Here is a 12,398-nt window from a genome sequence, read left to right on the forward strand (position 1 = left end):
GGGAGGGGCGGAGCCGCGGCCCCGCCCCTCCCGGGCGTCCTACTTCGTGCCCGCGTGACCCGGGAACGGCTTGCCGTTCAGCGAGACCTCGTCGGGGTCGACCTCGACGTCGCCCACGTCGTCCGGGCCGCCCGTGCCGGGCACGGCCTTCACCTCGGCCGAGCCGGAGACTTCGGTGCGGCTCTCCGCCGGATCCGAGTCCTGCTTGGCCTCGGTCTCGCGCTCGCTGCCGGGCGACTCCGAGATGTCCTTCTCGATGGTCTCGCTCTCGGAGGAGGTGGCGGGCGCCGCCCCGTCCGGCTTGCCGATGGTCGAGCCCTGGTCGTCCTGCTCCGTGCGGTCCTGGTCCATGTCGTCGCCTTTCGTCGGGACCTCCGACGCTACGTCGGGGCGCGCGCGGGGGCACCCGCTTGACAGCCCGGCCGGGGGAGGGCGGCGTGCAGGGTCGACGTACTACCCTGGGTCGACGGTCGCACCGGGGGGCGCGGCACACCCGCCGCCGACCGCGAGGAGGACCCGTGGCATCCCACCGGACAGGCGACACCCGCATCGTCGGGACGACGGTCGACGGCCGGTACACGATCGAGGAGCTCATCGGCCGCGGCGGCATGGCCACGGTCTACCGGGCGCGAGACGGCGTCCTCGGCCGCTCCGTCGCGCTGAAGATGTTCGCCCCCGGCATCGACGACGCGCAGGACCTGCAGCGCAAGGCGTCCGAGATCCGGCTGCTCGCGGCGCTCAACCACCCCGCCCTCGTCACCCTCTACGACGCGCACGACGGCGGCGACGACACCAACGGCCAGGCCTACATGGTGATGGAGCTCGCCGAGGGCCCGAGCCTGTCCGAGCGGCTCGCCGAGGGCCCGGTCGCGCCGAACGACGTCGCCTCGATGGCGGGCGACCTCGGCGAGGCCCTGCACACGGTCCACGCGGCCGGAGTCGTGCACCGCGACGTGAAGCCGTCGAACGTGCTGCTCGTCCCGAGCCCGCTGACCAGCCGCGAGTTCCGCCCGAAGCTGGCCGACTTCGGCATCGCCTCCCTCATCGACGCGACGCGGATCACCGCGCCCGGCACCCTCATCGGCACCGCCGCCTACCTCAGCCCCGAGCAGGCGCACGGCGACCCGGTCACCTCGGCGAGCGACATCTACTCCCTCGGCCTGGTGCTTCTGGAGTCGCTGACCGGCCGCCGCCCGTTCACGGGCTCGGCGATCGAGGTCACGCTCGCCCGCCTGCTCCGCGACCCCGAGGTCTCGGAGTCGCTCGGCAGCGGCTGGACCTCGCTCCTGACCTCGATGACGCGGCGCGAGCCCGGCGAGCGTCCCGCCGCGCTCCAGGTGGCGGAGTCGGCACGCCGCCTGATCGATCCGCGGCGCGACTCCCCGCCGGCGGCCATCGTCGTCCCCGACGTCCCCGCCACCCGGGTGATGTCGACGGAGCCGCTCGCCGAGACCGAGCCGATCACGCGGACGGAGGCGCTCGACCCGACCCGCCGGCTCGCGGCCGACGCCTACCCGGCCACGGAGGCGATCGCTCCGACGCAGCGCTTCACCGCGACCGAGCGGATCGCTCCGGCACCGCGGATCGCTCCGGCACCGCAGACCGCTCCGGCGCCGCGCACGGCTCCGCTCCGCCCCGCGGCCGCCCCTCCGCAGCGCCGCGGCCCGAGCCCGTGGCTGATCGTGCTGGTGCTCGCGCTGGTCGCGGTCGCCGTCGGGCTCGCGATCATCCTGATCGACGGTCCCCAGTCGCCTCTGCCGCAGGTGGACGGCGAGCTGGGCGACCACCTCCGTCAGCTGCGCGAGAGCATCCGCTCGTGAGGGGCCTCAGACTGCGCGCCGCCGGCGCCGTGCTCGCCTCGGTCCTGCTGCTGAGCGGATGCTCCTCCGCGCCGCAGGGCATCGACGAGGGCACCGCCCAGACCCTCGACGACGCGGTGGTGGCCGTCGCCGAGAAGGCCTCGGCCGACGACTACCAGGGCGCTCTCACCGAGCTCGCCTCGCTGCAGTCGGCGCTCGACGCCGCGCTCGCCGAGGACTCCGTCAGCTCCGACCGCGCAGCGACGGTGCAGGCGCAGGTCGACGTCGTCCGCGCCGACCTCGAGGCCCTGATCGCGGGAGCCCCGGAGCCGGCGCCGGCCGAGACGACCGCCCCGGCTCCCGAGGAGACGACCCCGGTCGAGGAGGAGCCGGAGGACACGCCCGCTCCGGTCGAGACCGAGGACGACCCCGCCCCCTCGCCCGAGGAGTCGGAGCCGGAGGAGACGCCGACCGAGCCGGAGGAGCCCGCGGAGGAGACCCCGGCCGCTCCCGGCGACGACGCTCCGGGGAGCAGCGGCGACGCTCCGGGGAACAGCGGTGGCGCACCCGGCAACAGCGGGAACGCTCCCGGCAACGGCAACGGCAACGGCAACGCGGGCGGCAACGGCCCGGGCGCTCGCGGTGCGGCGACCGGCGTCGGCGCCCCCGCGGGCAGCGGTGCCGCACCCGGGGCCGCGAAGGGCCCCGGCGGCCGCTAGAGCGCTATTCCTGGGTCGAGAGCACGGCGAACGCGGCGTCGAGCTCGACGTCCACGTCCGTGCCGTCCTCGCGGGTGACCTCCACCTCGAAGGCGTGGTCGGCGTCGTCGCTGCGCTCGGCCTCGGTGACGGTCCCGGAGCCGACGGCGCCCAGCGCCGCCTCGCTCGCGCGGGCGAGGTCGTCGCCGGTGAGGTCGTCCGGGTCAACGGCGGCCGTGGTCGGGTCGCCGGCAGGCACGCCGTCGTCGCCGGAGCCGGCCTGGAGGGCGCGGTCGTCGGGGTCCACGGACACGACGGCGAAGGAGTCGTCGAGGCGCACCTCGTACTCGAGGCCGGCGCGGTCGGTCAGGTCCAGCTCGTAGCCGGTGGCGCCGTCGTCGTCGCGCTCGGCCGAGGTGACGGTCCCGCCGCCGATCTCGGCGAGCGCGGCCTCGCTCGCGCGGTCCAGGTCGCTGCCGGTGAGGGAGTCGGACCCCTCGAAGCCGTCGGTCGCCGCGTAGGCGATGCCCGTCCCGGCTCCGATCAGCACGACCGCTCCGGCGATCCCGGCGATGATCTTCGTCTTCTTCTGCACGATGGCTCCGTCCCGGCGCCGCTCGTCGACGCCTCCAGCACTCTCGCGGTCGGGCGCTGAAGCAGGCCTGAAGCGCCCGCTCAGCGGACGAGCGGCACCCGCACCTCGACCCGGGCGCCGCCCAGCGCCGAGTCGCCGACGACGACCCGTCCGCCGTGGGCCCGCGCGATCCCGGCGACGATCGCCAGGCCGAGGCCCGACCCTCCGGCGTCGCGCGCCCGGCCCTCGTCGAGGCGGACGAAGCGCTCGAGCACCCGCTCGCGCTCCGCCGCCGGGATCCCCGGCCCGTCGTCGTCCACCGCGAGCACCGCCTCCGCTCCGTCGATCCGGGTCGAGAGCGCCAGCTGCGAGGAGCGGTGCCGCACCGCGTTGTCGACCAGGTTCCGCAGCGCCCGCGAGAGCAGGGCCTCGTCGGCCACCGCCTGCACGGGCGAGATCCCGCTCGCGTCGACCCGGGCTCCGGAGTCGCGCAGGCGCCGCACCTCGCCGAGGGCGAGATCGTCGAGGTCCACGGGAGCCGCCGCCACGGCCAGGCGCGCCTCGTCCGCCCGGGCGAGCAGCAGCAGGCCCTCGATCAGCCCGCCGAGCCGCACCGACTCCTCCGCGACCGTCCTCGCCAGCCGGGCGGAGTCGAGCCGGTCCGGGTGCGCGAGCGCCACCTCCGCGGTCTGACGCAGCGCCGCGACGGGGGAGCGCAGCTCGTGCGAGGCGTCCGAGACGAAGCGCCGCTGCCGCTCCTGCCCGCTCTGCAGCCGATCGAGCATCCGGTTGAGGGTGTGCGCCAGCCGGTCGACCTCGTCGCCGGAGCCGGGAGCGGCGATCCGGCGGTCCAGGGCGGAGGAGGTGACCGCCTCGGCCTCCGCGCGCATCCGCTCCACGGGGCGCAGCGCCCGGCCGACGACGACGGCGCACACCACCGCCACCAGCGCGATCAGCAGCGGGACGGCGACCGCGAGCAGCCCGATCGTCGTGGACACCGCCTCCTCGCGGCCCTCGTCGGGCACGCCGACCACGACGAGGGAGTCGTCGTCGAGCTCGCGGGCGGCGACCAACACCGCCCCCTCGTCGTCCACGTCGACCGTGACCGGGTCGTCGCTCTCGGCCAGCGCGAGCGGAGGGAGGTCCTCCGCGTCCTCGCCCGCGGCGGTCACCCGCCCGTCGACCACGAGCTGGACCAGTCCCTCCGAGCCGCGGACGGCCTCCGGGCCGCCCTGCTCGACCAGCGCCGCGACCCGCTCCGCCTCGGCGTCGGCGGCGGAGGCGGCGCTCGAGGCGAGCACGGAGGAGAGGACCAGGACGAAGAGCACGCTCCCGAGGAGCGCGGCGGCGGCCACCACGGCGGTCGCGGCCGCGGTGATGCGGGTCCGCAGGCTCCGGCGGCTCACCCGGCCACCAGCGTGTAGCCCGCCCCGCGCCGGGTGCGGAGTGTGTCGCGGCCGAAGGGCCGGTCGATCTTGTTGCGCAGGGTGCGGACGTAGACCTCGACGATGTTCGGGTCGCCGTCGTAGTCGAAGTCCCAGACGGCTCCGAGGACGTCGCGTTTGGAGACGACCTCGCCCGCCCGCGAGACGAAGTACTCGAGGACGCTGAACTCCCGCGCGGTCAGCGGCACGGCGACTCCGCCCCGCTCGACGCTCCGGGACGCCGGATCCAGCACGAGATCGCCGACGACGCGCACCGTGGGCCGCTCGGCGGCTCCGCGGCGGATGAGGGCGCGCAGCCGCGCGACGAGCACCGGGAACGAGAACGGCTTGGTGAGGTAGTCGTCGGCGCCGGTGTCGAGGGCCTCGACCTGGTCGAGGTCGCCGTCCTTCGCGGTGAGCATCAGGATCGGGGTCCAGTCCTCGGCGGCGCGCAGCCGCTCGCAGACGAGGAAGCCGCTGACGTCCGGGAGCATCAGGTCGAGGACGATGGCGGCGTAGTCGGCCTCCTGCGCGTACCAGAGGGCGTCGGTGCCGGTGGTGGCGGTGTCCACGGCGAAGCCCTCGGCCTCCAGGCCCGTCTCGAGGGCGCGGAGCAGGTTGATCTCGTCGTCGACGACCAGGATGCGGATGGCGGCCTCCCCGGGCTCGGCGCGCGGGGCCCCGCGCGAGCCCAGGCTAGCCGCGGCTCCGCTGAAGCCCGCCTGAAGGGCCGGCGGACCACCGCGTCCCGCCGAGGCGCCGGCTCCCCGCCGGGACACCGGCCGGAGCGCGGTGTCCCGGCGGGACGCGCGGCGCCCGGGCGCGGGTCACTCGTCGCGGTCGGTGTACTCGCCCTCGCCCTCGGCGGAGGTGCCCGCGGCGCTGGTGTCGACGTAGCTGCCCTTGTCGGCGGTGCTCTGCTCGTTGACCGAGGTGTCGACGTAGCTGCCCTCGGCCTCGCCGGCGGTGTGCGAGACGCCCTCCGTCGAGGTGTACTCGCCGCCTTCGGTGTCCTCGGTGCTCGTGCCCTCGGCGACGTGACGGCCGTGGCCGGCGGTGTGCTCGTCGTGACCCTCGTGGTGGTCGTGGTGGTCGTGGTGCTCGTGACCCTCGTGGTGCTCGTTGTCGTGGTCGTGGTGGGCCATGGCGGCCTCCTCGCTTCGTCGCGTCGGTGCGCGGTCGGATCGGCCGCGCTCGCTCCGAGACTTCTGCATCGGGGGCGGGGGTGCAAGACGTGGCGGCTGCACATCCGTGCCGCGCAACTCCTACCGGCGCCGGATCCGTCCGCCTAGCCTCCGAGGATGAGCAGACCCCCTCGCACCCGCTGGAGCGTCATCGGCCAGCTCGGCCCTGCCTTCGACGACGGCGGTCCGATGCTGCTGGTCGAGGCCCGATCGGCGTTCGGGCGCCGCCCGATGCACCGCGCCAAGGCGCAGCTGCTGCTGTCGGCGCTCCGCCACCGCGCCCGCGAGCTCGGGGACCGCGCCGAGTACGTCCGCTCCGAGACCTTCGGCGAGGCCCTCGCCGGGCGCGACGACCTCGAGGTGATCGACCCGCCCACCCGCGGCGGCCGCCGCCTCGCCCGCAGGCTCGGCATGAGCGTCCTGCCCAGCCGCGGCTTCATCACGGCCGAGGAGGACTTCCGCGAGTGGGCGCTCTCCCGCTCGGGCAAGCGCCTGCTGCTGGAGGACTTCTACCGGTGGAGCCGCGAGCGCACCGGCGTGCTGATGCGCGGCGACCAGCCCGAGGGCGGCCGCTGGAACTACGACCACGACAACCGCCAGCCTCCGCCCAAGGGCGCCTCCCGGCTCGGCCTGCCCGACCCGTGGTGGCCGGAGGAGGACGACATCGACGAGGAGGTGCGCGCCGACCTCGCGGGCTGGGAGGCCGAGGGGGCGATCCGCCTGGTCGGCGCCGACGGTCCGCGCCGCTTCGCCGCGACGCCCGCCGAGGCAGAGGCGGCGCTCGCCGACTTCGTGTCGTCGCGGCTGGGCGACTTCGGGACCTACGAGGACGCGATGCTCTCGGGCGACTGGACGATGGCGCACTCGCTGCTCAGCGCCCCGATGAACCTCGGCGTGCTCGATCCGCGGACGGTCGTCGAGGCGGCCGAGGCGGAGTACGCCGCCGGGGGCGCGCCGATCGCGGCGACGGAGGGGTTCATCCGCCAGATCCTCGGCTGGCGCGACTACGTCTGGAACCTGTTCTGGCACCTCGGGCCGGAGTACCGGAACCGCAGCCGCGCGCTCGGCGCCTCCACGCCGCTGCCCGCCGAGCTGCTCGCGCTCGACCCGAGCGGCATCGAGGCGAACTGCCTGCACGAGACTCTCGACGACGTGCACCGGCACGGCTGGGCGCACCACATCCAGCGCCTGATGGTGCTCGGCAACTGGGGACTGCAGCGGGGGTGGGATCCGGCGGAGCTCAACGACTGGTTCGTGGACGTCTTCGTCGACGGCACGGAGTGGGTGATGCCGGCGAACGTGATCGGGATGTCCCAGCACGCCGACGGCGGCGTCGTCGCGACGAAGCCGTACGCCTCGGGCGGCGCCTACATCAACCGGATGTCCGACTACTGCGGCGGCTGCCGCTTCGACCCGAAGGTGCGCCTGGGCGAGAACGCCTGCCCGGTGACCGCCGGGTACTGGGCCTTCCTCGACCGGGCCGAGCCGGTCCTCCGCGGCAACCACCGGATGGCCCAGCCCCTCGCGGGCCTGCGCCGCCTCGCGGACCGCGAAGCGGTGGTCGACCAGGAGCGCCTGCGCGAGACGTACTGACGCGGGGTCGGCGGCACGCCCGCCGCTACTCCGCGCGCACGAAGCGCGACACGGTGACCGCGACCGTCACCGCGGTCGTCCCCTCCACCGCCGCGAGCCGAGCGTCCAGCGCCTCGGGATCCACGTGGTGGGCACTCGGCCCCATCAGCACCTCGGCGCGCAGCTCGTCGACGCTCATCAGCACCGTCGTGTCGAGCTCGATGCGCTCCTCGAGCGCGAACCCCGCCAGCTGCTCGTCGAGCCGCTCCGCCTTGCCGGCGTCGATGCCCAGCATCCCGAACCGCTCGCGGATCTCGTGCAGGTGCCTCTCGCGCGGAGTGACGACGACGGCGACGCCGCCCGGACGGAGCACCCGTCGCATCTCCGGGGCGTTCCGCGGCGCGAAGACGGTGAGCAGCGCGTCGGCGGAGGCGTCGGCCAGCGGGAGGGGCTGCCAGAGGTCCGCGGTCGCGATCGCCGCCCGAGGGTGCGCGCGGGCGGCGCGGCGGGCGGCTGGGGCCGAGAGGTCCAGGCCCAGCCCGTCCGCCGCCGGATGCGCCTCGAGCACGGCCGCGAGGTACGCCCCGGTGCCGCAGCCGAGGTCGACCACGAGCCGCGCATCGGCGGGGACGGCCGCGGCGACCGCGTCCTGGATCACGCGGTAGTGGCCGGAGCCGAGCAGGTCGGCGCGGGCCTGCACCATCGCCGTGGTGTCGCCCGAGGTCGCGTGCCTCCCGCGCAGGAGCGAGGCGTAGCCCTGGCGCGCGAGGTCGGAGCTGTGCCCGAGGGGGCAGCGGAGCGAGGAGGGGCGGGGCAGCGCGTCGGGGGCGAGCGCGCCGCCGCAGACCGGGCAGGCGAGGGCGGGCAGCACCGTCGATCCGGGTCGGGCGGCCGGATCGAACGCGCTCACTCCGCTCCGGGCGCGCGCGCCCGCATGGCGGTGACCGCCGCGTTCAGCGTCGCGATGGTCGGCACCGCGAACAGCGCCCCGGCGAGCCCGGCCACCTCGAGCCCGGTCGCGACTCCGAGCACCACGGCGAGCGGATGCACCTTCACGGCGGTCCCGAGGATGAGCGGCTGCAGCACGTGCCCCTCGAGCAGGTGCACCAGGATCACGACGCCGACCATCACCAGCGCGGCGACGGGCCCGCTGAACAGCAGCGCGACCAGCGCGGCGAGCGCACCGGTCACGATCGCGCCGAGGATCGGGACGAACGAGCCGAGGAACACCACGATCGCGATCGGCACGACGAGCGGCAGCTGCAGCGCGAGCGCGCCGATGCCGATGCCGACGGCGTTGATCCCGGCGACGCCGAGCTGCGCGATCACGAACTGGCTGAGGGTCCGCCAGCCGGCGGCGCCGCCGCGCTCCATCGCGGGGCGCGCGCGGCGGGGGAGGAGGCGGAGGAACCAGTGCCAGATCCGGCGGCCGTCGAGGAGCAGGAAGATCAGCGAGAACAGGGTGAGGAGGGTTCCGGCGAAGACCTCGGCCAGCTGGGAGCCGACGGCGAGGGCCCCGGACGCGATCGTCGACGCCTGCGCGTCGGCCCAGTCGACCGCGCGCTGCGCCCAGTCCGAGAGCTGGACGTCCGAGAACGACAGCGGCGGGCTCCGCAGCCACGCCTCGACGCCGTCGACCGCGTCGAGAGCGCGCTGCCCCACTCCGCTGAAGCCGGAGCGCGACTGCACGATCACCAGCCCGACGAGGCCGGTCAGCAGGAGGAGCATCAGGACGATCGAGACCAGGACCGCGAGCGGGCGGGGGAGCCGCAGGCGCTCGAGCCGGTTCCGCAGCGGGGTGAGGAGCGCGGTGAGCAGCAGCGCGATCAGCACCGGCACGACGATCACGGGCAGCAGCGAGACGAGGCGCACGAGGAGGTAGAGGAGCCCGGCGACGGCGAGGAAGCGCCACGACCAGGCGGCGGCGATCCGCATCCCGGTCGAGACGTCGCCCGAGGCGTCGTCCGGCGAGTCCGAGGGGGCCGGAGCCGTGACCGCAGCCGGGGGAGCGGCGGCCGCAGGCGGACTCGCCGCCGTGCCGTGCCGCTCGTCGCGCGCTCGCCGTCCCCGCATGACCCCTCCGATCCTCTCGCAGTGTACGGCGGAGCGGCCGTCCGGGACCGGGAGGGAGCCCGGGGGCGCCCCGCCTGGAGGGATCCGGGCGCCGGATGTGCCGGCAGCGGCTCGTCCGGAGGGCGGAACGCGCCGGATCGCGCCGTCTCCGCCCCGTTCCCCGTCTCGGCCGCGGGAGGCCGGTCCGCGCCGGTAGCGTTGTGCGGGTCGATGCCGAGCGAGGAGGGCGACGGATGCTGGAGGCGGTTCTCGCGATCGCCGCGTGGTGCGCGGGCGCGGTGCTCGTCGTCAGCGGCGCCCTGAAGCTCGGCCGCACGGAGCGGTTCCGGGCGAGCCTCGAGGCGCTCGGGGTCCCCCTCCTCCTCCGGCGCCGCGGCTGGTTCGCGGCCGCCTTCCCCGTCGTCGAGATCGCGCTGGGCGCCGCGGTGGTGCTGGCGCCCGCTCCGGCGCACCGTGCCGCCCTCGTGCCGGTGGCGCTCCTCGACGCCGTGTTCCTCGTCGTCGCCGTCCGCGCGGTCCGCGCGACGGAGGACGTCGACTGCGAGTGCTTCGGCGGGCTGGGCTCGGCACGGATGACCGGACGCACCGTCGCGAGGAACGCGGTGCTGCTCGCGCTCGCGGTCGCCGGGGCCCTCGGCGGGCTCGCTCCGGCCGCGCTGCTCGGCGGCGGCGGTGCCTCGGCGGCGGCGTCCGGGCTCGCCGCCGCTCTCGCCGCGGTCTCGCTCGTGCTGGTGCGCGACCGCCGTGCGGCGTCGACGGCCGCTCGCGTCCGGGCGGCCGCCCGCCTGTCCGCAGCCGACAGGGAGTCCGCGCCGGGGCGCGCGCCCGAGGGCGACCTCTCGGCCGCCGACCTCGCGTTCGTCACAGTGGCCGGCGAGCTCCTGACGCTCGAGGAGCTGTCCCGCCCGGCGACGCACCTCGTCTTCTTCTCGCCCTCGTGCGCCGCCTGCCACGCGCTCGTCGAGCGCTTCCGCTGGTGGCCCCACGGCCTGCGCCCGGGCGAGGAGCTGCTGCCCGTCCTCCTCGGCAGCCGCGAGGACTTCGCGGTGCACGCCGTCTACGGGCCGCTCGTCGACCACGCCCTCTACGATCCGGAGGGCCGCGTCGCCGCCGCCCTCGGCCGAGCGGGGACGCCGGGCCACGTGCTGCTCACGCCCGAGCGTCCGCTCGGCGACGGCTGGACCTCGGGAGCCGCGTCGATCGAGGCACGCGTGCTCCGGCCCGGATTCCTCGCCGAGCTGCAGGCGGCCGGCCCGGACCCGGCTCCGGCGGCCGGCGGCGCGGTACCGGCGGGGTGACGACGGCCGGCGGGCGGAGCGGTGCCGCCGGGCTGTCGACGACCGACCGACGGCGGCCGGGCTCAGCGGCGCTCGAACTCGCCGGACATCGAGCCGTGCACGGGGTGGGCGGGATCGTCACCCACGGCGCGGGCGGGATCGTCGATCTCCACGGCGCGGGACGGGGGCTCCTCGTCGCTCGCGTCGAGGCCGAAGCCGTCCTCGAGCAGCTCCTGGGCGATGCGGCTCGACAGGCCGCTCCTCTCGCCCGGTCCGGGGTCGCTCTCCGGGTCGACGGGGGCGGCGAACGCCTGCTCGAGTCCGGACGCCGGCATCCCGGCGTCGTCGATCGAGTCGGCTCGCCCGTCGAAGGGTCCTCGTGCAGGTCTCGGCATGCGCCCGAGCGTAGAGGACGGGCCCCCGGAGGTCGACGCTCCGTCGCGCACTGCCGGGCCGCCCGCGCGCCGGGTCAGTCGTGCAGCGACCAGGAGTGGGGAGCGACCTGGACGCCGCCGACGGTCGCCGTCTCGTCGCCGATGTTCAGCGCGAGCCGCGCGGTGCGTCCCTCCGGGCCCTCCGCCACGAGCATCACGGCGGTGTTGGAGAGGTCGACCGTGCGGGTGCTCGCGCCGACCAGCCACGGGTTCCGTCGGCGGAACGCGACGACCTCCTGGTGGGCCCGGTAGGCCTCCCCGCCCGGCCACTCGGCGGGATCGGCCGGGAACTCCGGGCGGATCGCGTCGTCGCCGCCGATCCGCTCCTCCTTGACGCCGCGCAGGCCCCGCTCGTCGCCGGAGTAGATGCTCGGCACGCCGGCGACGAAGCCGAGGATCGCCGTGGCGTGGCCGTGGTGGCGCTCGTCGCTGACGGCGCTGGCGATCCGGGTCACGTCGTGGTTGCCGACGAAGGTCAGGGGCGGGAACTCGCGGACGAAGTCGTCGTGGCGCTTCAGGGACCAGGCCAGCTCGAAGAGGTTCGCCTCCTCGAGGGAGTTGCGGACGGCCTTCCAGAGCTCGTACTGCGTGACCGAGTCGAGCCCCGACTCCCGCACGTAGCCGGTGTAGTCGCCGTGGATGACCTCGCCGACGAACCACGCGTCGGGGAAGCGCTGCCGCACCGGGTCGATCGCCGCGCGCCAGGCCGCCGGCGCGACCGCGTACGCCGCGTCGAGCCGCCAGCCGTCGATGCCCCGCTCGAGCCAGTGCGCGAGCACGGAGGACACGTGCTCCGCGACCTCGGGGTTCCCGTTGTCGAGCTCGACCAGAGCGTCGTGCCCCTCGAACACGTCGACGCGGAGGCCGTCGACCTCCTGCGACCGCTCGCTGCGGGAGAAGCGCGCCGCCTCGGGGGAGCCCTCGCCGGCCGCGACCGCGGCACGCCACCAGGGGTGCTCCCGTCCCACGTGGTTGAAGACCCCGTCGAGCAGCACCCGGATCCCGCGCTCGCGGCACGCGGCGATCAGCGCGTCGAGGTCTGCCTCGTCGCCGAGGCGGGGATCGACCCGGAAGTGGTCGACCGTGTCGTAGCCGTGGGTGGAGGAGGCGAAGACCGGCCCCAGCAGCAGCCCGTTGCAGCCCAGCGCCAGCAGGTCGTCGAGCCAGGGGAGCAGGGCGCGGAGGCGGTGCTGCGGCTCGTCGTCCGGACCCGGACCCTCCGAGGCGCTCGCCTCGGCGCCCGTGAAGCCGAGCGGGTAGACGTGCCACCAGATCGCCGTCGAGATCCAACCGTCCGTCTGAGCCATCGTGGCCGTCCTCCCGGCCCGCTCGGGCGCGGGCCGCCGTCACTGTAGCGAGGCGG

Annotated in this window: 13 protein-coding genes; 4 read left to right on the plus strand and 9 right to left on the minus strand. The window is 75.6% G+C overall.

Annotation, left to right across the window (positions count from 1 at the left end; all coding sequences use genetic code 11):
* Window positions 1-39 precede the first annotated feature (39 nt).
* Window positions 40-351, minus strand: a complete 312-nt coding sequence (locus C5C46_RS06580; RefSeq protein WP_104222919.1) for a hypothetical protein — start codon at window positions 349-351, stop codon at window positions 40-42.
* Window positions 352-518: 167 nt separating this feature from the next.
* Here C5C46_RS06580 and C5C46_RS06585 point away from each other — a divergent pair, with 167 nt between their 5' ends.
* Together C5C46_RS06585 and C5C46_RS06590 are read left to right on the plus strand one after the other, a co-directional pair.
* Window positions 519-1,820 (plus strand): serine/threonine-protein kinase, encoded by a 1,302-nt coding sequence (locus C5C46_RS06585; RefSeq protein ID WP_104226116.1) that lies wholly within the window; start codon window positions 519-521, stop codon window positions 1,818-1,820.
* The gene (locus C5C46_RS06590; protein WP_104226117.1) at window positions 1,817-2,518 is read left to right on the plus strand and encodes a hypothetical protein; all 702 of its coding nucleotides are present in this window, start codon (window positions 1,817-1,819) and stop codon (window positions 2,516-2,518) included. Before C5C46_RS06585 ends, C5C46_RS06590 begins: the two co-directional genes overlap by 4 nt.
* A gap of 4 nt (window positions 2,519-2,522) precedes the next feature.
* On the opposite strand, the gene C5C46_RS06595 is transcribed toward C5C46_RS06590, so the two are convergent.
* From C5C46_RS06595 to C5C46_RS16825, 4 genes are all read right to left on the minus strand, one after another.
* Window positions 2,523-3,092, minus strand: coding sequence for a PepSY domain-containing protein (locus C5C46_RS06595; protein WP_104226118.1), 570 nt, complete (start codon window positions 3,090-3,092; stop codon window positions 2,523-2,525).
* Between the two features lie 80 nt (window positions 3,093-3,172).
* On the minus strand, window positions 3,173-4,477 hold the full coding sequence (locus tag C5C46_RS06600; protein ID WP_258059376.1) for a cell wall metabolism sensor histidine kinase WalK: 1,305 nt from the start codon (window positions 4,475-4,477) through the stop codon (window positions 3,173-3,175).
* The gene (locus tag C5C46_RS06605) at window positions 4,474-5,145 is read right to left on the minus strand and encodes a response regulator transcription factor (RefSeq protein WP_104226217.1); all 672 of its coding nucleotides are present in this window, start codon (window positions 5,143-5,145) and stop codon (window positions 4,474-4,476) included. The genes C5C46_RS06600 and C5C46_RS06605 overlap by 4 nt, the downstream gene beginning before the upstream one ends.
* A gap of 177 nt (window positions 5,146-5,322) precedes the next feature.
* Window positions 5,323-5,640 carry a hypothetical protein gene (locus C5C46_RS16825; RefSeq protein ID WP_181074911.1) on the minus strand — a complete coding sequence of 106 codons (318 nt, stop codon included), beginning with the start codon at window positions 5,638-5,640 and terminating at the stop codon, window positions 5,323-5,325.
* Window positions 5,641-5,796: 156 nt separating this feature from the next.
* Between C5C46_RS16825 and C5C46_RS06615 the strand changes: the two genes are divergently transcribed.
* Window positions 5,797-7,272, plus strand: a complete 1,476-nt coding sequence (locus C5C46_RS06615; protein ID WP_104226119.1) for a cryptochrome/photolyase family protein — start codon at window positions 5,797-5,799, stop codon at window positions 7,270-7,272.
* A 25-nt stretch (window positions 7,273-7,297) separates the two neighbouring features.
* On the opposite strand, the gene C5C46_RS06620 is transcribed toward C5C46_RS06615, so the two are convergent.
* A complete protein-coding gene (locus C5C46_RS06620) occupies window positions 7,298-8,161 on the minus strand; it encodes a methyltransferase domain-containing protein (protein WP_104226120.1) in 864 nt (287 codons plus the stop codon).
* Window positions 8,158-9,324 (minus strand): AI-2E family transporter, encoded by a 1,167-nt coding sequence (locus tag C5C46_RS06625; protein WP_104226121.1) that lies wholly within the window; start codon window positions 9,322-9,324, stop codon window positions 8,158-8,160. Before C5C46_RS06625 ends, C5C46_RS06620 begins: the two co-directional genes overlap by 4 nt.
* Window positions 9,325-9,557: 233 nt before the next feature.
* Between C5C46_RS06625 and C5C46_RS17210 the strand changes: the two genes are divergently transcribed.
* A complete protein-coding gene (locus C5C46_RS17210; RefSeq protein WP_104226122.1) occupies window positions 9,558-10,622 on the plus strand; it encodes a MauE/DoxX family redox-associated membrane protein in 1,065 nt (354 codons plus the stop codon).
* A 62-nt stretch (window positions 10,623-10,684) separates the two neighbouring features.
* Here C5C46_RS17210 and C5C46_RS17215 read toward each other — a convergent pair whose 3' ends face one another.
* Both C5C46_RS17215 and C5C46_RS06640 read right to left on the minus strand, forming a co-directional pair.
* Window positions 10,685-10,996 (minus strand): hypothetical protein, encoded by a 312-nt coding sequence (locus C5C46_RS17215; RefSeq protein WP_146076888.1) that lies wholly within the window; start codon window positions 10,994-10,996, stop codon window positions 10,685-10,687.
* Between the two features lie 74 nt (window positions 10,997-11,070).
* On the minus strand, window positions 11,071-12,342 hold the full coding sequence (locus C5C46_RS06640) for an alpha-amylase family glycosyl hydrolase (protein WP_104226123.1): 1,272 nt from the start codon (window positions 12,340-12,342) through the stop codon (window positions 11,071-11,073).
* Window positions 12,343-12,398 lie beyond the last annotated feature (56 nt).

This window comes from Rathayibacter sp. AY1E6, assembly GCF_002931115.1.
GTDB lineage: Bacteria > Actinomycetota > Actinomycetes > Actinomycetales > Microbacteriaceae > Rathayibacter.